General features: G+C 59.0%; 17 protein-coding genes and 1 pseudogene. 16 read left to right on the top strand and 2 right to left on the bottom strand.

Annotated elements, in window-relative coordinates; translation table 11 throughout:
- The first annotated feature begins 164 nt into the window (after nt 1-164).
- From ACX80D_RS17360 to ACX80D_RS17310, 11 genes are all read left to right on the top strand, one after another.
- Complete coding sequence (locus ACX80D_RS17360) at nt 165-1,562, top strand: L-serine ammonia-lyase (protein ID WP_459324118.1); 1,398 nt, start codon at nt 165-167, stop codon at nt 1,560-1,562.
- 55 nt (nt 1,563-1,617) lie between these two features.
- Nucleotides 1,618-2,634 (top strand): lipoyl synthase, encoded by a 1,017-nt coding sequence (gene lipA / locus ACX80D_RS17355; protein ID WP_459324117.1) that lies wholly within the window; start codon nt 1,618-1,620, stop codon nt 2,632-2,634.
- Between the two features lie 55 nt (nt 2,635-2,689).
- Nucleotides 2,690-3,556 (top strand): methylenetetrahydrofolate reductase, encoded by an 867-nt coding sequence (locus ACX80D_RS17350; RefSeq protein WP_459324116.1) that lies wholly within the window; start codon nt 2,690-2,692, stop codon nt 3,554-3,556.
- An 88-nt stretch (nt 3,557-3,644) separates the two neighbouring features.
- Nucleotides 3,645-4,055: a LexA family protein gene (locus tag ACX80D_RS17345; protein ID WP_459324120.1), complete on the top strand. Its 411-nt coding sequence runs from the start codon at nt 3,645-3,647 to the stop codon at nt 4,053-4,055.
- A 139-nt stretch (nt 4,056-4,194) separates the two neighbouring features.
- Nucleotides 4,195-4,704 carry a DUF4166 domain-containing protein gene (locus tag ACX80D_RS17340; protein ID WP_459324115.1) on the top strand — a complete coding sequence of 170 codons (510 nt, stop codon included), beginning with the start codon at nt 4,195-4,197 and terminating at the stop codon, nt 4,702-4,704.
- Nucleotides 4,701-5,978 carry a Y-family DNA polymerase gene (locus tag ACX80D_RS17335; protein ID WP_459324114.1) on the top strand — a complete coding sequence of 426 codons (1,278 nt, stop codon included), beginning with the start codon at nt 4,701-4,703 and terminating at the stop codon, nt 5,976-5,978. Before ACX80D_RS17340 ends, ACX80D_RS17335 begins: the two co-directional genes overlap by 4 nt.
- 66 nt (nt 5,979-6,044) lie before the next feature.
- Nucleotides 6,045-6,263 carry a type II toxin-antitoxin system RelB family antitoxin gene (gene relB / locus ACX80D_RS17330; RefSeq protein WP_459324113.1) on the top strand — a complete coding sequence of 73 codons (219 nt, stop codon included), beginning with the start codon at nt 6,045-6,047 and terminating at the stop codon, nt 6,261-6,263.
- Nucleotides 6,251-6,526: a type II toxin-antitoxin system RelE family toxin gene (locus tag ACX80D_RS17325; RefSeq protein WP_459324112.1), complete on the top strand. Its 276-nt coding sequence runs from the start codon at nt 6,251-6,253 to the stop codon at nt 6,524-6,526. Before relB ends, ACX80D_RS17325 begins: the two co-directional genes overlap by 13 nt.
- Nucleotides 6,527-6,552: 26 nt before the next feature.
- Nucleotides 6,553-6,993 carry a ribosomal maturation YjgA family protein gene (locus ACX80D_RS17320; RefSeq protein WP_459324111.1) on the top strand — a complete coding sequence of 147 codons (441 nt, stop codon included), beginning with the start codon at nt 6,553-6,555 and terminating at the stop codon, nt 6,991-6,993.
- 39 nt (nt 6,994-7,032) lie between these two features.
- Complete coding sequence (locus ACX80D_RS17315; protein ID WP_459324110.1) at nt 7,033-8,142, top strand: FAD-dependent oxidoreductase; 1,110 nt, start codon at nt 7,033-7,035, stop codon at nt 8,140-8,142.
- A 95-nt stretch (nt 8,143-8,237) separates the two neighbouring features.
- The gene (locus ACX80D_RS17310) at nt 8,238-9,227 is read left to right on the top strand and encodes an LLM class flavin-dependent oxidoreductase (RefSeq protein ID WP_459324109.1); all 990 of its coding nucleotides are present in this window, start codon (nt 8,238-8,240) and stop codon (nt 9,225-9,227) included.
- A gap of 150 nt (nt 9,228-9,377) precedes the next feature.
- Here the strand turns inward: ACX80D_RS17310 and ACX80D_RS17305 are convergent.
- Nucleotides 9,378-9,977: pseudogene (locus ACX80D_RS17305) on the bottom strand (recombinase family protein).
- A 208-nt stretch (nt 9,978-10,185) separates the two neighbouring features.
- Nucleotides 10,186-10,524 carry a hypothetical protein gene (locus ACX80D_RS17300; protein ID WP_459324108.1) on the bottom strand — a complete coding sequence of 113 codons (339 nt, stop codon included), beginning with the start codon at nt 10,522-10,524 and terminating at the stop codon, nt 10,186-10,188.
- A 228-nt stretch (nt 10,525-10,752) separates the two neighbouring features.
- On the opposite strand from ACX80D_RS17300, the gene ACX80D_RS17295 reads away from it, so the two are divergent.
- The 5 genes from ACX80D_RS17295 (at nt 10,753) to ACX80D_RS17275 (ending at nt 17,319) form a co-directional block, all read left to right on the top strand.
- Nucleotides 10,753-11,643, top strand: coding sequence for an SAM-dependent methyltransferase (locus ACX80D_RS17295; protein ID WP_459324107.1), 891 nt, complete (start codon nt 10,753-10,755; stop codon nt 11,641-11,643).
- Nucleotides 11,644-13,557: 1,914 nt separating this feature from the next.
- Nucleotides 13,558-14,520, top strand: coding sequence for a metal ABC transporter substrate-binding protein (locus ACX80D_RS17290; protein WP_459324106.1), 963 nt, complete (start codon nt 13,558-13,560; stop codon nt 14,518-14,520).
- A complete protein-coding gene (locus ACX80D_RS17285) occupies nt 14,517-15,260 on the top strand; it encodes a metal ABC transporter ATP-binding protein (protein ID WP_459324105.1) in 744 nt (247 codons plus the stop codon). Before ACX80D_RS17290 ends, ACX80D_RS17285 begins: the two co-directional genes overlap by 4 nt.
- 41 nt (nt 15,261-15,301) lie before the next feature.
- Entirely contained in the window at nt 15,302-16,147 is an 846-nt protein-coding gene (locus ACX80D_RS17280) for a metal ABC transporter permease (protein WP_459324119.1), read from the top strand.
- A 554-nt stretch (nt 16,148-16,701) separates the two neighbouring features.
- Nucleotides 16,702-17,319: a HipA domain-containing protein gene (locus tag ACX80D_RS17275; protein WP_459324104.1), complete on the top strand. Its 618-nt coding sequence runs from the start codon at nt 16,702-16,704 to the stop codon at nt 17,317-17,319.
- Nucleotides 17,320-18,148 lie beyond the last annotated feature (829 nt).

Below are 18,148 nucleotides of genomic sequence, written 5' to 3'. Positions count from 1 at the left end.
CCGGTCAGGGGAAGGTTGCCCGCATTGGGCCCTCCTCTTTTTGTGTGCCTTTTTGGGCTGCGGCCCACCACAGGAGCTGGTTGTGGCGCCACCATCAGGGTGCGCCCCGGCCCTCCGGCAGGATTAGCGCCGGAGTAGTATGTGCACTTAAGCGAGGTACTCACATGTCTATTGGCGTTTTTGATTTGTTTACAGTGGGAATCGGACCATCCAGTTCCCACACAGTGGGTCCCATGCGGGCCGCTGCGGCTTTTGCCCAGGAGCTGAAAGACCAGCATATTTTAGAGCGTGTAGCAGCTGTCCGGGTGGACCTCTACGGCTCGTTGGCGGCCACCGGCCGCGGCCACGGCACTATGACCGCCGTTCTCCTTGGCCTAGAAGGTCGCGAACCTGAACTGATCCTCCCCGAGGAAGTGGAGGATCGCCTCGCGGCCTTTAGTGCTGGCGAACCGCTGCTTGTCGGCGGAAGCGTGGCCCTGAACTACGGTGCCGAGGACATCATTCTGCACCCCCTCACAATCCTGCCGCGTCACACCAACGGCATGAAACTCAATGTCAGTGACGCAACCGGGGCCGTGCTCCATGAGGCCACCTACTTCTCCGTCGGTGGCGGATTCATCATTCGCGAAGGTGCTGTTGAGGAAGCCGCCGCCGAGCTGGAATCATCCAAAGCACTCTTGCCCTACCCTTTCCGCACGGCTGCCGGCCTGCTGGAACACTGCGCCACAATCGGTGGCAACTTCAGCGACGTCATGCTCGCGAACGAACTTGTCAGCCGCAGCGAAGATGAAGTCCGCACCGGGCTACTGCACATTCGCGATGTCATGGAACAGTGCAAGGATGCCTCGCTGACACGCGAAGGTTTGCTGCCCGGCGGCTTGAATGTTCGACGTCGGGCTCCAGCCTGGCATGAACGCCTCCGTGCTGAGGATCCGGACCGTGACCCGAAGTTCTGGCAGGAATGGGTCAACCTCGTGGCCCTGGCCGTCAATGAGGAAAATGCCTCCGGCGGTCGTGTTGTCACCGCTCCCACCAACGGCGCTGCCGGTATCATCCCCGCTGTCATGTTTTACGCAACGCACTACGTAGACGGGATCCGCAACGCCTCGCAGGAAGTCATCGACGACGCCGTTGTGAAGTTCTTGCTGGCCGCCGGTTCAGTGGGTGTGCTCTACAAGGAACAGGCTTCCATTTCTGGTGCCGAGGTTGGCTGCCAAGGTGAGGTGGGTTCGGCGTCGTCTATGGCGGCAGCCGGACTGGCTGAGGTCATGGGTGGCACTGCCGCACAGGTGGAAAACGCGGCTGAGATTGCCATGGAACACAACCTGGGATTGACCTGCGATCCTATTGGTGGCCTGGTGCAGATTCCGTGCATCGAGCGCAACGCCATTGCTGCGGCTAAGGCTATCAATGCTGCGAAGATGGCGCTGTGGGGCGATGGACACCACCACGTAACCCTCGATGAGGTCATCATCACGATGCGTGAAACCGGACGCGACATGTCTTCCAAGTACAAGGAAACAGCCATGGGCGGCCTCGCCGTCAACGTGGTGGAATGCTAAATCAAAGAGCAGCATGTGGGTCCACGTGGCACACGCTGGCAGAAGGAGATATTTCATGACGTTGGCACCTGAGGGACGTAAGTTGTTGCGTGTTGAGCAGCGTAATGCTGCGGTTCCGGTTGAGCGTAAGCCGGAGTGGATGAAGACCAAGGTTGAGATGGGTCCGGAGTTCATTGCGATGAAGAACCTGGTCAAGGGTCAGGGCCTGCATACGGTGTGTGAAGAGGCTGGGTGTCCCAACATTTTTGAGTGCTGGGAAGATCGTGAGGCGACGTTCCTTATTGGTGGTTCCGAGTGCACGAGGCGTTGTGATTTTTGCCAGATCGATACGGGTAAGCCGTCTCCGATTGACATGTTTGAGCCCACGAAGGTTGCTAAGTCTGTGGTGCAGATGAATCTGCGCTACGCCACGGTGACTGGTGTTGCCCGTGATGACTTAGCTGATGAGGGTGTGTGGCTCTACGCTGAGACGGTCCGGAAGATTCATGAGCTGAACCCGAACACGGGTGTGGAGCTGTTGATCCCTGATTTCTCGGGTAAGCCTGAGCATATTACGGCGATTTGTGAATCGAAGCCGGAAGTTTTTGCGCACAATGTGGAGACGGTGCCGCGGATCTTCAAGCGTATCCGTCCCGCGTTCCGGTACGAGCGTTCCTTGGACGTCATCACCCAGGGCCGGGATCAGGGCATGGTTACTAAGTCCAACCTGATTTTGGGTATGGGTGAGACGCGTGAGGAAATCTCTGTTGCGTTGCAGGATCTTCATGATGCTGGGACGGATTTGATCACTATCACCCAGTACCTGCGTCCTTCCGAGCGGCACCTTCCGGTGGATCGTTGGGTCAAGCCGCAGGAGTTCATGGAACTCTCTCAAGAGGCAGAAGAGATCGGTTTTCTGGGTGTCATGTCCGGGCCGTTGGTGCGTTCTTCCTACCGTGCCGGACGCCTCTGGGCCACAGCGATGCGGAAGAAGGGTTTGGACATCCCCGAACACCTCGCCCACATCGCTGAGGGCATTGAAGATTCCGGCCACACCCGCCAAGAAGCAGCCTCGCTACTCGTCGCAGGCTAACCATGAGTGGCCGTAGATGATCTCGACGCCGGGGGAGTCTGGCCAGAGTTCAAGCATGCCGGATTCAAGCATGCCGGATTCGGGCGCGAAGGATTCAGGCGCGCAGAATCCAGGCGGGCCGGATCCACATATGCCAGCCGCAGCGACTCTCCCAACGCGTGTTGAAATTATCCCCACGGCAGGGATTGCGGATGCGGTCGTTGCGCAGCTTCCGGCTGGCACCACAGTCACAGTGACCTGCCTGCCGCACCATGGTGTTGAACGCACCATGGCTGCGGCGCGTGAGCTGGCTGATCACGGCTACAACGTGGTGCCGCATCTTGCTGCCCGGTCCGTTGACTCTCGCCAGGAACTGGCAGCGATAGTACGTTCTTGCGCTGCGGGCGGCATCACCGAGGTCTTCGCTGTTGGTGGCGATCAGCAGCCAGCAGCTGGTCCCTACACCTCAAGTGCCACCCTCATGAAGGATCTGGCCGAGCTGAGCGGGAACTCACTGCGCATGGGCGTGGGCGGTTATCCCGAAGGGCACCCCGCTATCACCGAGTCGCAGTTGCTGGCAGATCTGCGCGCGAAGAATGAGCTGGCCGATTACGTGGTGTCACAGATGTGTTTTTCACCAGACGTGATTGCTGCCTACCTCGCCAAGCTCCGGCAAGAGGATATCGATTTGCCGGTATGGATTGGCGTCGCCGGGGCGGTACCCCGCACCAAGCTGATCTCACTCGCGACGAAGATCGGTGTTGGCAGTTCGCTACGATTCATCAGCGGCAAAGGCGCGCTGGGCCTGCGTCTGCTCGGGGGTAGCAGCTACAGTCCAGAGAATCTCGTCGCGGAGATGACGGCCTTGGAATCGCCTCCCGCAGGCATCCATCTCTACAGTTTTAACAATCTGGACAGCCTGGTCCCAGCATCCGCCTGCTAGGGCTTATCTGATCGCGCCTACAGACTCCCGGTAAGGGGACTCCGGTGCTAAGCTGGAACTTCGAATCTTTGTACTAGGCGGTGGTGTGGTGTTTGGTGTGGATCCAGCAGCTCGGACGCCGCCCCCTGGGGAACCAACGGGCTTCGCATCCCCGGCCCGAGATTACTTTGACGGCGGCATTGATCTCAATCGTCATCTGATCAGGGACCGCACCAGCACGTTCATCATGCGCGTCTCCGGAGATTCCATGGCCGGTGCCGGCATCGCCGATGGTGATGAAATCATCGTGGACCGGGCGCTCACCCCGCGCGATGGCTCAGTGGTGGTGGCCGTCGTCGACGGTGAATTGTTGATCCGCCGCCTCGTGAAGCACGACGGCGAGACCTCCCTCGCCACCCAGCCCACCTATGCCCCGTCCCCGGCTCTTGTGGAGATGCTTAGCTTTTCTGGTGAGGTTTCGGTGTGGGGTGTTGTCACCCGATGCCTGCACCACGTGTGAGCCACAAATTTCCTTAAGAGGGCACGTCGGCAGCAGACTAATCAGCAGCCACCAACATCACAGCACCAGAAGGGCAGTACTAGAGGTGGCAGCAATATGTGAAAGGACGCTGGCGGAAGACTTTCAACAACGGCACCCCATGCCGCAGAAACGCTTCAGCTTTGATGCAGAAGGGGGTTACGCCTGCGTAGGGGAAGGAGTGTTCGCCGAAGTTCCCCGCGGTGCGTGGTGGACGGTACCGTTTCTGAGATTTGGTGCGTTCGGCAATACTCTGTTCCCTGACCACGGAAACAACATCCCCTTCACCATTGAAAACTACCCCTCCATTGATGGCTTTGGCCGCCCCACCATCACGTTCATCAGAACTCTGGATACGCCGGGGACATTTATGGGTCGCACTAAGAAAGGCCGCTTTGCTGCCGCCATGGTGTACAGCGAAGCGCGTGGCGCCGTGGTGGAGCACTTGGGCACCCGCCAGTACTTGGCCACCGATCTAGTTCTGGAAGTGTTGGCCGATGGTTCACTGCATCTGCAGACCACTGGACAGCGGTTCTACGAAGGGCCTGTGCCGTTTAGCTTTCCCGGCACCAGCACCTCAAACCGGTCAGAGAAGAAATCCGTGAATAGCGTTAGGGGAGATACACCGTGAGCAACGAACGCATCGCGCTGGTAGACGTGAACAACTTCTATGTCTCCTGCGAGCGGGTCTTTGACCCAACGCTGGAAGGGCGTCCCGTCGTCGTGCTTTCCAATAATGATGGCTGCGTGGTGGCACGATCGGCTGAGGCCAAGGCGCTGGGTATTGCGACAGGGGCGCCCTGGTTTCAGATTCAGTCCCAAGCCAAGGCGTGGGGGCTGGTGGCGCGCTCCAGTAACTATGAGCTCTATGGCGATTTGAGCGCCCGGGTCATGGAGGTTGTAGGTCGATTCGGCACGTGGCAGGAGGTGTACTCCATCGATGAATCTTTTGTGGGATTGGTGGGGGATTCAGCCCAATTGCAGAGGGCGGGGCAGGATATTCGTGCCGCAGTGATGCGGAATGTGGGTGTTCCTGTGTGTGTTGGCGTCGCCACGACAAAGACGCTGGCGAAGTTTGCTAACCGGATCGCCAAGCAAAACCCGGCACTGGGTGGGGTGTGCGCGCTGGAGGCGATGCCGGCGGGGCATGTGGATGGCATCCAATCGAAGGTTCCTGCGTCCGGGCTGTGGGGTGTTGGCGGCAAGACGGCGGCTCGTCTGAAGATGATGGGCATTGAAACCATCGCCGATCTCAAGGCCGCCGATCCTACCTTGATTCGCAAGAAGTTCTCGGTGGTGCTGCAACGTACCGTCATGGAACTCAATGGCACAGAGTGCATCCCTCACATTGAGGAACGGGTGGACAAGCAGCAGATTATGTTCTCGCGCAGCTTCTCCGAACCCGTTACCACGGTGGTTGGCATGGAGGAAGTCATGGGCATCTACGCACAGCGTGGCGCCGCCCGGCTTCATGAAGAGGGAATGCGGGCCTCCCTCATGACCATCTCCGCTGGCACGAGCCGTTTCACAGCGGGGGAGGGCAGCTTCCCGGCGGTGACCATCCGTTTTGCAACGCCCACTCAGGACCCCATTGTGCTGGTTCGGGCGGCAGTGGCTGCTATGCGGGAAGTGGCCGTTCCCGGTGCCTCGTATCTGCGGGCTGGGGTCATGTTCAGCGGGCTTGAGCCAGCGTCGGGTGCAGGGATGCTGGATGTCTTCGGGACGGAGGCGAAGCCGCCAGAAGTGGGCGGGGTACTCGGTGAAGTGCGCAGCAAGTTCGGCAACATGGCTATTGGCATCGGACTCGGCGGGCTTGCCCAGGCTCCGCAGTGGTCCATGAAACGTGAACACTCCTCGCCGCGTTACACCACCGAGTGGAAAGAGCTGCCTGTGGTGCGGGCCTAGGCCTGTTCACCGGAGACAACTTCGAGCAACGGCTCTATACTTGTATAGAGAGTGGAGGGTGATGGGATGTCTCAGCTGAACGTTCGGGTGGATGATCAAACAAAAGACCGGTTGGATGCACTTGCGCAGCGAACGGGACGGTCCAGATCCTTCTATGCCACAGAGGCCATAGTGCTTTACCTCGATGAGTATGAGGATTATTTTCTGGCAAAAGACGCCTTGGCGGAGTTCACTCAGTCTGATGATGAGTCCATTGATCTGGCTGAGGTTCAGTGGCCGGAGTGAACTATTCAATTCGGTTCACACCTCAAGCACAGAAAGCTGTAAGAAAGCTCGATCCAGTTGTGGGCAAACGAATTCGCCGCTTTCTCGAGGAAAGATTAGCTGTAGCGGAAAATCCCCGCTCTATGGGCAAAAAACTGGTCAACGAAGACTTTTGGCGATACCGGGTTGGGGACTACCGAATTCTCGTCACTATTGATGACGAGCAAATCCTTGTTTTGCTCGTGGATGTTGCCCACCGCCGGGATGTCTACACAGACCTCTGAGCGGGCCCGCCATTAGACTCGAGCGCATGGCAATTGTGAAAACTACCAAGTCCCGGCGCTTGGCGCTGTCCTTCGCCGCAACCGATGTCATCATCCTTGGTTTAGTGATCCACTTCTTCGTTCCGGGGGACTTTGCCAGTCTCATCGCCGATGCGCTCTATACCGTGATGGTCTATTTGGTGCTGGCAGTGGTCCTTCCCCGAGCCAAGAGGGCATGGCTGGCGCTCGCCGCCTTCGCCATCAGCGCCCTCATTGAGCTTGCCCAGCTAACCGGAGTGCCCGAACAACTCGCGGTGAGCTTCCCGCCGTCGCGCTTGATCTTTGGCACCACATTTTCCGCGCTCGATCTAGTGGCCTACGCGGTTGGTGCCGTGGCGGTGTTCTACGCGGACACGCTCATTTCAGCGCGACTGTCCGCGCGTTCTTCTACGAATGACGCCCAGTGGCGTCCACCACAGCCGGAATAGCCTCCCGCTACCGCCAGTTGGGGCTAGTAGGAGGCAAGAATGCTCGATGTGGTGGTTATTGGTGCTGGCCAGGCGGGACTTTCGGCTGCGTATTACCTTGCTCGGCACGGGTTGGTTCCGGAAACGAACTTCGTGGTCCTGGACGCGAATCCGGCTCCCGGTGGCGCGTGGCTGCACCGTTGGCCCTCGCTGACTCTGGGCGCAGCTCACGCCGTGCACGATCTTCCCGGGATGAAACTGCCTCCCAGTGACCCAGACGAGCCTGCTTCTGCTGTGGTCTCACGCTACTTCGGTAGCTACGAGAAGGAGTTTGGTATTCCTGTGCACCGGCCCGTGAAAGTGCTGGCGGTACGCGCCCTAGTTGCGGACTCTGCCGTGCGTTTTCCAGCGGACGACGGCGGCCTTCCCGCCGACATTTCCGGCCCGCCTCTGGTGGTTGAAACCGACCGCTGCTCCTACCAGACGCGTCTGGTGATCAACGCCACCGGGACCTGGGATAAGCCCTATTGGCCCCATTATCCGGGCAAAGACATCTTTGCTGGACGGCAACTGCACACCCACGATTTCCGCTCCGTGAGCGATTTCACCGGACAGCGTGTTTTGGTGGTTGGAGGCGGGACCTCAGCCGTCCAGTTCCTCTTGCAGTTGGCGGCGGCAGGGCTAGAAACTGCCTGGGCTACCCGGCGCCCTCCTGAGTTCACTAGCAAGGAATTTGACCCCGACTGGGGCCGCGACGTTGAGCGCCAAGTCAATGAGCGCACCGCCGCCGGGCTGCCGCCGCTCAGCGTGGTGGGAGTGACCGGGCTCCCCTTAACACAGCAGTACCAAAATGGGATTGCCGCGGGCACCTTGGTTTCCCGAGGACCGTTGCAACGGCTGACGCCGTCGGGAGCTGTTTTCGAGGACGGCACCACCTTTGAGGCGGACGTAGTTCTCTGGGCCACTGGATTCCGGGCTGTCCTGGATCATCTGGCGCCGCTGAAACTACGCGAACCTGGTGGTGGCATCGTCATGGACGGCGTGAAAGTGGCTCGCGAGCCACGCCTGCTCCTGGTGGGCTACGGCGCCTCAGCTTCCACGCTGGGTGCCAGCAGGGCCGGCCGCGCTGCGGCTTTGGCCACCCTTAACCGATTGAGCGTTCCCGTATAGCAATGAGCTAGAACGGCCACTGGAAATATCCGCACGGACTTGGTAGTTGGCGCTAGTAGGACCACCAAGTAGTACCCCTTTGAAAGGCAATACCCATGACACTTCCCCTATCCATTCTTGACTTGGCCCACGTAGGCGACGACGGAATTGCCGAAAGCTTCCGCGCATCCGTTGAGTTGGCGCAGAAGGCGGAGGGGTGGGGTTATAAGCGGATCTGGTTCGCTGAGCACCACAACATGCCCTCCATCGCGTCGTCGGCAACGAGTGTACTGATCGCTCACGTGGCCGCCAACACGAAGTCTATCCGCCTCGGGGCCGGCGGCATCATGCTGCCCAACCACTCACCGCTGCAGATCGCGGAACAGTTCGGCACACTCGAGGTCTTGCATCCGGGACGAATTGACTTGGGGTTGGGCCGTGCCCCCGGCAGCGACCAAAACACGATGCGTGCCCTGCGCCGTGATCCGATGGCTGCGGACACCTTCCCCTCCGATGTGCAGGAGTTGCAGGCCTACTTTGCTGGCCAGACGCGCATCTCGGGGGTCAACGCCTACCCGGGTAAGGACACGAATGTGCCACTGTACATTCTAGGTTCATCACTCTTTGGTGCTCGGTTAGCCGCGGCATTGGGATTGCCGTATTCCTTCGCATCGCATTTTGCCCCGCAGGCGCTGGAGGATGCTGTCCGTATATACCGCCGCGAATTCAAGCCTTCTGAGGCCTTGGCAGAGCCCTATGTGATTGCTGGCGTCAACGCCATTGTGGCCGATACCCAGGAAGAAGCAGATCGGTTGGCACTAGATGCCCGGCGCCGCCGCGTAGTTTCCTTGGTAGGCCGCGGCCAAACGTTCACCGAAGCTGAAATGGATTTGTTGCTAGATTCACCAGCGGGCCATCAGGTCGACACCATGTTCCGGTACGCCGCCATTGGCACGCCGTCCGTGGCGCGCGAGTATTTGGAGGAGTTCGCAACCGTGGCCGACGCCGACGAGCTCATCGTGGCCACTCAAGTCACCGACCGCACTGCCTGGGTCCGCAGCTTTGAATTGCTGGCAGATGCTATGAAGCTGACTCCTTCGGAGTAAGCGCCAGCTGCGAGCATGACGTAACCCCCAGCGTGGTCTCTGGCTTTCCACCCGAGCCTGGATGCAAGTGGATGAGACCATGCAGGGGGTCTTCGTTGTCTAGTCTGACTCCGCATTATGGGAGTTGGTCAGAACCCATAACTGCACTTCTCAAGAGGGAGTTCGTTGAGCAGTTCTGAGTCTTCTGCTTTCAAGGGCCCGGTAGATGTGTGGAGCGGCTGACGGAGAACAGTTCGGCTATCTCTGCCATGGTGTAAGTTCCCGCATCATGAAGTTCCAGGAGATGAGCTTCCTGTTTTACTGAGAGTTTTGCTTGCTTTCCCCGGAGCCGTCCATTGGCCTTGGCGACTTTCATTCCTTCGCGGGTTCGCATACTGATGAGGTTAGCTTCGAACTCGGCGATCATAGCCAAGATGTTGAACAGCAGCTTGCCCATTGGATGGGTGGGGTCATGGACGGAACCACCGATGCAGAGTTTAATTTCACGCCTGGCGAGATCATCTGCAATTTCGTGGGCGTCCCGGACGGAACGAGCCAGACGGTCTAGCTTGGTGACGACAAACGTATCTCCGGCTCGACACGCAGCGAGGGCTTCTCGAAGTCCCGCGCGATCCTTGTTCTTACCGTCAGTTCATGATCAACGTAGATGCGATCCGTCTCTACACCATAGGATGCCAGGGCATCACGCTGTGCAGTGAGGTCTTGCTCTTCCGTCGGTACACGGGCGTAGCCGACCGTGATCTTAGATATGTAGATCAGTGAGTCACGTAGGGCTCGCCGCTCGTTCACCGTTCGATTCACCGGACACCGCTTACGGTGCATCCGAGACGCGGTACGCAACGATCCTAGTCAGGAGGGGGCGGTGGAGGACTGGCTTACGCACGCTGGTGGCTCGGTGTTATCGCTGAGCGGCGATGTTGGCCTCCGCGAGACGACAGGGTCGAGGTAGATAAGGTTCCTATTTGTATTGCCTTGGACCTTTCGGCCGCCGTCGCCACCAGGGTCGTTGACGCAACTCGGCCTGCGCGTGGGCGAGCAGGAGTTGAGTCTCGCGAAGAAGTTCTAGCGACGTCTCTTGAATTTCTCGCGACGCATCCGTCGCCGCCTCTGCCTTCTCTGCCGCACGGCGGGGCAGGAGAAATTCGATAAGAAGCGTTGCTGCGGTGCCGAGCAAGACCCCTGACAGCACCAGCAGGAATTGCGCCATGGATCGCATCTCGGGAACGGTCCAGCGGACGACGAAGCCGTAAGCGATTGCGGAGCGGCGAGCTATCCGCTGATCCAGGTTGTCAGCCACCCACGGACCCTTGGGACGAAGGGAGAATTGGACGACCGCGACCCTTCCGATGTCGTTTAGGAGGACAGAGATCGTCTGCCGGTCAGGGGGTCTGCGATGCTGTTCTGCGTCGCGTGGAGACCTCGTGCGGGCACAGGCCAGACCCCCTGCCGGAGGAGGGCAGGTGACGGGGTGGTGGGAGCAAGCGCCTACTTGACGGCTCCCCGAAATCCGCGCAAGATTGCGTCCATGGGAGACTCGCACGAGGAAATGCTTCGCCACTACGAGCCAAGCGGACTTCTGCCGCGAATCGTCGCGGGGTTGCAAGCTCTCGGCAAGGACCTAGACTCGGTCACGCACGAAGATCTCGCGCCGGCCGACGAGTTTCACTCCGCGGGACGTTCGGCCACGCGCGCATTGGTGGAGCTTGCAAAGATTCCGCCAGGATCGCGAGTGCTCGACGTGGGCAGCGGGTTGGGCGGCCCGGCGCGTTACCTCGCCGCAACTTTGGGTTGCGACGTGACAGGCATCGACCTCTCGCCTGAATTCTGCGGGGTGGCCAACGCCCTTTCTGGGATGACGCGGTTGTCCGATCGCACCCGCTTTCAGGCGGGTGATGCCCTGGAGCTTCCGTTCGCCGCGTCCAGCTTCGACGTGGTGTGGACGATACAAATGCAGATGAATATCCGGGACAAGCGCCGCCTGTATTCCGGAATCGTCCGGGTACTCAGGCCGGGCGGGCTGTTCGTCTGCCAAGAAATCTGCGCGGGGAACGGCGAGCCGATCGAGCTTCCTGTCCCATGGGCGAGCCGCCCCAGCCAGAGCCATCTGGCCGATGCGGAATCCCTCCGCGGGTTGATCCGCGGTGCAGGTCTCCTAGAGCGCACTTGGCGCGACATTACCGCCGACATCGTGGCGGCGCGCAAGGCACAGCAGGCGAAGGCGCAAGCGTCGGGTGCGAGCGACTCCAACGGCCCTCCTCCGCTTGGAATGCATCTCGTGCTGGGAGAACAGGCAGCCGTCAAGATCAGTAACTCCGGGCGCAACGCCGACGCCGGGCGCACGGTGTTCATCCAGGGCGTATTCGACAAGCCTGGCGAGTGGTCCGATCCGCTGATCCCGCTGGAAAGCTCTGTCTGAAGCACGGGCGCGGCGAATCTCCATTGATCGTCCGGTCAAAGGGCATATTCGGTCACGACGACCGAAATTCGTCCGCTGAGGGATCCCGCCACGGACACGCAGAAATCTGAGCCGCCTTGCAGAACACGTTCGATGCGATCCAGAACGAGGTCTATTCAATCCATGACTTGGCTTGGGTAACAGTGAGAAACGATATTGCTTTTTGTCGTTACCATTTTTCGTGGACCGGCCTGGTGCAGGGCCTACCGCGATCTGGAACTGGGAGAGGCACCGACGTTCTCGTCGAGCACGAGTCCGGTTGGTTTATCGGGCACGAGCAGTTGACCTCTGACGGCTAACGTCCTGTTGAGGGTTCCCTGAACAGGCACCCCTCTGGCCCATGTCTTTGCCGACTGCAAGTATGTAGACATGATCATCGTGGAAGAAATCTTTCTTGCGGCAGGGCCAGCGCTTGAGGCAATTGTGTCTCCGGATGAGCTCGCACACACCCAAACCAATGTGGTGACGACGAAGGGTGAACCGGTCCCATCATCAATGATCGTCAGGGAAGACTTGCGTCTCCGAGTCGTCGTGTGGCGAGGAAATTGGGTTGTGGCTTTATCCGCCCGAAGGCGCTAACGGCTTCACGGCACGTTTACGTAGCGAATTGCAGGATTTCGTTGCAGTAAGTGGATTCGAGTCGGGAGAACTTCGCGGTGACACACATTGGACCAACCCAGATTCGCTACTTGTCCTCTTTCCGGTCGTGATGCGACGAAACAAATTGACGGGCCGACAACATGACGTAAACAAGATCCCACGGAACAGCGTGGAACGCGCCTGAACGAGTGCAGCGAGCAAACTAGGTGTACCCCCGTTGCCAGGAAAGACAATCGCTGAGATGATGTTCGGCTTTTGGACCTATCTGCTCACAGACTCGCACGAGAAAACGATCTGGGTCCCCTATCTCCACAGAGCATTCCCCCATGGAACAGACCGGAATCGAGTGGCTCACCATGAGAACATTCTCAACGGCTCCGAGGGCGAACGCCGGAGAATCGTGTACCTGCTGCTTCTGCTTTCCGCCGATGCGCTGGAGCATCTCCAGACCAATAGTGGCGTCTCCGCCACTCTTCTGAATCGACCGTAGGCCCTTTATTCTCAGGAACGCCACGAAGCATCCCGCATACCGTTCCCTTGTGTTTTGTTGGGCGATGGCGTGAACTGTGCAAAGAGCATTCGCAAATTCAAGGGGTGTCATTCAGTTGAAGGCGTGGTTGCGGAAGCACTATGTTGTAGCAATGCCTGTAGTGGCTGTGGTCAGTGGAAGTGCTTTTGCAATAGCCATAACCATGGCTTTAGGAGAGGATTTCACGTCGGCCCTTGGTCGAAATACTTGCATCTCCTTGGCAATGAGTGGCATGTTTTATCTGTTCTTGCGAAGCGATAGAAAGCGGAAGCGCTCTCTGGAGAAACAGGGTTTTGTCGCCTATCTTCACCTTCCCGGATCTAGGCCGGGCTCCTTAGATGATTTGTGGGCTGAGGGTACAGTCAAGTGCGAGCCCGGACAGATCATTTTCCAAGAAGTTGCGCTGAATAGTGACATACCTTTGGGCAAGGCCCTTTGGGCAAGGCCAAAATGTTTGACGCCACCGGGCTTACGGACTCCCCAGCACCAGTCCCGGCAACAAGTTCCTACCTTCTGCCATTCGGCACCCGAACGCTCACGTTCGCGCTCGCCCAAGGCGCCATCCAACTGACGGCTGAGCCTTCAGTGCTAGATGAAATCAAAAACCAAGTGACAGCTAATGACTAACCAAGTTTGCAAACACGGCAAGTAGCGCCCAACCAGTCTCGTTCAGAGTACGTCACAGGCCAGTAATTTAGGTTTACCGTATGTTGATATTTCGGCTTACCTTAATTATGCTGTGGAGCATGAACACTCGCCGTCTCCGTCCTGCGCTTCGTCTTCGGTTATCCCTGGCAGCTGGGGTTGCTGTTGTCGCTTTGGTTTTATCGGCGTGCAGCCCTGCCAGCGACACCATGAAGGTCGTGGGTGAAAGCCGTCCGGTGGTGCTGACAACCTTCACGGTATTGGCCGATATCGCCCAAAATGTGGCTGGGGACAAATTGGTGGTCGAATCCATCACCAAGGCAGGGGCAGAGATCCACGGCTATGAGCCCACTCCGGGGGATATCCGAAGGGCCGGCAAAGCGGACATGTTCCTGGATAACGGCCTGGGGCTGGAGGCCTGGTTTGAGAAATTCGTGCTGGACCTTGACGTACCGCACGTAGTGGTCTCGGATGGCATCGAGGTGGTGGACATTGCCGAGGACAAATACAAGGACCTGCCTAATCCGCACGCATGGATGTCACCCTCCAATGTCCATATCTACGTTGACAACATGGTGGACGCCTTCAAGGAGCTGGACCCGAGCAATGCTGCCCATTTCGAGGCAAACGGTGCCGTCTATAAGGGAAAGCTGCAGGCTGTGCAGGACGAGCTCGTCAATGACTTGTCCGTACTTCCCATCAACCAGCGTGCCTTGGTGAGCTGCGAGGGCGCGTTTTCATACTTGGCCCGGGACGCTGGGCTGACGGAGAAGTACATTTGGGCCGTCAATGCTGAGCAGCAGGCCGCTCCTCAGCAGATTGCCGGGGTTATTGACTTTGTCCGCGCCAATGACGTTCCGGCCGTTTTCTGTGAGTCCACCGTCTCTGCCGCGCCCATGGAGCGCGTCGCCGAGGCCACCGATGCCGTATTTGGAGGGACTCTCTATGTGGATTCCCTGTCGGAACCCGACGGACCTGTACCCACCTACCTAGATTTAATCCGTCACGACGCCAAGGTCATTGCCGAGGGACTGACCGGCACGAGCAAGGAAGTGAAACCATGACCACAGCCATCGACGTTGCCTCCGTCAGTGTCCACTACGGTGATGTCTTGGCCCTGGATCAGGCCACACTGCAGCTTGAAAAGGGCAGGATTTGTGGTCTGGTGGGCATGAACGGCTCGGGGAAGTCCACACTATTTAAGGTGATCATGGGCTTGGTGAAGCCCGACGCCGGCACGGTCACCATAGCGGGCAGGTCGCCAGCCAAGGCGCGGAAGTCCGGGGTCGTGAGCTATGTCCCGCAAAGTGAGGACGTAGATTGGAAGTTCCCACTCTCCGTCCACGACGTTGTCATGATGGGCCGCTACGGTCATTTGGGATTTACCCGCCGTCCTCGCCGGGCCGATCGGGTGGCGGTAGCCGATGCTCTGGAACGGGTAGAGCTGACGGACTTCGCCCAGCGGCAGATCGGTCAGCTCTCAGGAGGCCAGCGAAAGCGTGCTTTCGTTGCCCGTGGCATCGCCCAAAATGCCACCACACTGCTACTGGATGAGCCATTTGCCGGTGTGGACAAGCGCTCCGAAGCTACTATTTGTTCTTTACTGAAGGAATTGGCAGGGGACGGGGCGACCATACTTGTCTCTACGCACGACCTGCACGCCCTGCCTGATCTAGCCGACGAAGCAGTCCTGCTCATGCGCCGGGTCCTCATGCACGGAGTGCCAGCCGAGGTGCTGCAACCGGAAAATCTTGCTCTTGCCTTCGGCCTTGACGTCATGAACCGAACGGGATCCCCGCTGTGAGCATCTTCGAATTCCTGCTTGAGCCCTTCGCTTTCGTGTTCATGCAGCGAGCCCTTGCCGTCACCGTGGTCGCCTCCGTCGTATGCGCCGTTCTGTCCTGTTGGCTGGTCCTGATTGGCTGGTCTCTAATGGGCGACGCCGTCTCGCACGCCGTGTTGCCGGGCGTGGTCTTGGCCTACATGGTGGGCCTCCCTTTCGCCGTCGGTGCCGTGCTGTTCGGGTTCCTTGCGGTGGGCTTAATATGGGCAGTGCGGGACACAAGCCGAGTCAAGGAAGACGCAGCAATCGGCATTGTCTTTACAACCCTTTTTGCGCTGGGCCTGGTCCTAATCTCGGTCACGCCCAGTCAGACGGACCTGTCCCACATCATCTTCGGGAACCTGCTGGGGCTCAGCCACCAAGATCTCATCCAGGTCGTGGTGCTTGGGGCCTTCACGTTGGGAGTTCTGCTTCTCAAACGCCGTGACTTCACCTTAGTTGCCTTCGATCCCATTCACGCCCATGCAATTGGTCTGAATTCACGCCTGCTTGGCGCGCTCCTGCTGGGCTTGCTGGCGTTAACCTCGGTGGTGGCGCTGCAGGCCGTGGGTGTGGTGCTTGTGGTTGCGATGCTCATCATCCCCGGGGCGACGGCGTATCTGCTCACGGACCGCTTTAGCAGGATGCTCCTACTTGCTCCGGCGATCTCCGCTGGGTGCACCGTCGCCGGGCTCTACGCCAGCTACTACCTTGATGCAGCGTCCGGCGGCATGGTGGTGCTTGCCCAGGGCAGTGCCTTCGCTGTGGTGTATCTGTTCAGTCCACGTCATGGGCTCGTAGCCACCCGCCTCGCCAAAATTAGGCGCAAGAGGGCGGCGGCCAGCCCCGCACTGCAGACTACACAGTGACTTGTCGCATTCAGTCAAGCTGTCATGTTTTTGAATCCTCGTTGCTAGCACTTTCGCACTTATGCGCCCAGCCGGGATTCAGGATTTAGTATGCGGCAGGTCGCGTGCGGACAGAAAAGAATGTTTGGCACCCGTTGGTCCGAGCGCGTGGGGTGCATCTCCAGTTCAGGCCACCGGGCTTGCAGTCTGGGTGATGGTGCCGGGCTTAAGTAACTCGGCCGTGATGGTTGGGGTGATCGAGGCGCCCACATGATTCACGCACGCTGAGGAGACGCTGGTTGTGCTTGGGCCGCCAATTCGGATGGCGCGCGCTGCGCGAGGGGTGACCGCCGAGCAGCTCGCTGGTACAGCCGCATTACGCGGAAAACCCTAGGGGCATCGAGCGGGGGTCTACCTCGAGCAGTAGCGGCGACGTATTCAACGTTGCGTCGATCATTGGTGTCCCCTGTTCGGGGTCGATGACCCCAGTGAGCTCATCGTGCTCCGCCGACGAAGCGAGGAACGACTCGCATTGCTTCCCGCACGTGTCGACAAGAAGCAAAAGGACAACGAAGATGACCTCGACTTCTGACATCTATGTGTGGGCGTGGCTGCCCGAGGCTACCGAACCGGTGCCCGCTGGTCGTCTTCGAGAGGGTGCGCCCTCCCGCTATCCAAGCGAACGTTCGGGCCCACGGAGTCATTGGGGCTACCAAGTGCTCTGCGCTACGCTTCCCCAGATGCATGGGGGTGGCGCGTCGTGTAGTACCAAGTCACCGGTGACCAAGGTGGCTGCGCCGACACAGGTGACCTGGACGAACGTACCTACCTCTCGAACTCCGGCTCCAACCGCTTCGGCGCTATCGATTTCCAGAGGTCAGTCACCGACTACGTCCCGGGTGCTACGGGCCCGCCCGAAGTCCGTCATCCACGACTCTGGTCGCGAGTGCATCGCGAAGTTCACCTCATCCGATGACCACTTCCCTGTGGTCGGGGCAGAGGCTGCGAGCATGTTTCTCGCCGAGAAGACGGGGCTCGACGTCGCTGGAACTCGCGTCGAGAGCGTCCTCGGGCGAGAAGTCTTGCTGGTTGAGCGATTCGACCGCACGAATAACGGGGGCATCCTTGCCTCGAGCGCCCTGACCCTGACCGGCTTAGACGGGCTGCAGGCGCGCAGCGGAGAGACAGCTTAATGGGCCATCGCATATGACAGGAACGGGACAAGGCGGAACAAGCTATCTGAGCTCATCGCGGTCCGTAGTCTCTATGACCTGACCAGGGACGAAGCCAACGACATCGCTGGCCGAATCGAAGACGCTATTCGTGAGCAGTGAGCAGTGAGCAGTGAGCAGTGAGCAGTGGGCGGAGGCTGCGGACTTCCGAATGCTGACTAGCGCCGACAGGCGTCTCCCGCGGGGGTGGCAGATTCTCAATCCCGGCACCCTCTACGGTTTCGGCGATCGGTGAAGTTCGGCCATGGGCATTACGCGGAGCTGCGCCTAACTCCTAAGTACGAATTTCTGGATCCAACGAATACGGGAGCTTGCCTTTGGGAGGTACTCTGCGTGGTAATCGCGTAGAAGTTCCACTCAAATACGTCGCGAAAGGTGAGGCCCAGGCAACCAGACTGCCAGCCGCTGCCTATCGTTGGACCGTCCCAGTCAGCGTTACTGCTGCGGGCAATGGGGAGGTGGCATTCAGCGTTGCGAAAAAGCCACCATTTATCGCTGCGATCTACACCCTTTCAGGAATCTCAAGATACTTTTAGCCTCTTTGCCAATTTCGTTATTAAGCCAGTGCCTAGAGATGTGGGCTCTAGGGTTGTATGGTGCACTCAAGAACAATCACTATTCTTGAGTCACCCAGGGCAGCTGAAAGGTCGTCATTCGTGAAGGAAAAGTCTTTTCTGCCGGTTACGTCCCGCTGAGTGGTGGAGTTTGCCTCAACACCGTGCGGGTCAGTTCTTTGATTATGCTGCAGTGAGTTCTGGGAGCAAAATCGCCTCCTCCACGGGCTCGGCGG

Source organism: Arthrobacter sp. Sr24, assembly GCF_054511175.1.
This window is presented reverse-complemented; position numbering and strand designations above follow the sequence as displayed.

Excerpts from the sequence above, each read along its gene's own strand:
- ACX80D_RS17360 (WP_459324118.1), top strand. The coding sequence starts at position 165 with ATGTCTATTGGCGTTTTTGATTTGTTTACAGTGGGAATCGGACCATCC.
- lipA (WP_459324117.1), top strand. The coding sequence starts at position 1,618 with ATGACGTTGGCACCTGAGGGACGTAAGTTGTTGCGTGTTGAGCAGCGT.
- ACX80D_RS17350 (WP_459324116.1), top strand. The coding sequence starts at position 2,690 with ATGCCGGATTCAAGCATGCCGGATTCGGGCGCGAAGGATTCAGGCGCG.
- ACX80D_RS17340 (WP_459324115.1), top strand. The coding sequence starts at position 4,195 with ATGCCGCAGAAACGCTTCAGCTTTGATGCAGAAGGGGGTTACGCCTGC.
- relB (WP_459324113.1), top strand. The coding sequence starts at position 6,045 with ATGTCTCAGCTGAACGTTCGGGTGGATGATCAAACAAAAGACCGGTTG.
- ACX80D_RS17320 (WP_459324111.1), top strand. The coding sequence starts at position 6,553 with ATGGCAATTGTGAAAACTACCAAGTCCCGGCGCTTGGCGCTGTCCTTC.
- ACX80D_RS17315 (WP_459324110.1), top strand. The coding sequence starts at position 7,033 with ATGCTCGATGTGGTGGTTATTGGTGCTGGCCAGGCGGGACTTTCGGCT.
- ACX80D_RS17310 (WP_459324109.1), top strand. The coding sequence starts at position 8,238 with ATGACACTTCCCCTATCCATTCTTGACTTGGCCCACGTAGGCGACGAC.
- ACX80D_RS17295 (WP_459324107.1), top strand. The coding sequence starts at position 10,753 with ATGGGAGACTCGCACGAGGAAATGCTTCGCCACTACGAGCCAAGCGGA.
- ACX80D_RS17290 (WP_459324106.1), top strand. The coding sequence starts at position 13,558 with ATGAACACTCGCCGTCTCCGTCCTGCGCTTCGTCTTCGGTTATCCCTG.
- ACX80D_RS17285 (WP_459324105.1), top strand. The coding sequence starts at position 14,517 with ATGACCACAGCCATCGACGTTGCCTCCGTCAGTGTCCACTACGGTGAT.
- ACX80D_RS17280 (WP_459324119.1), top strand. The coding sequence starts at position 15,302 with ATGCAGCGAGCCCTTGCCGTCACCGTGGTCGCCTCCGTCGTATGCGCC.
- ACX80D_RS17275 (WP_459324104.1), top strand. The coding sequence starts at position 16,702 with ATGACCTCGACTTCTGACATCTATGTGTGGGCGTGGCTGCCCGAGGCT.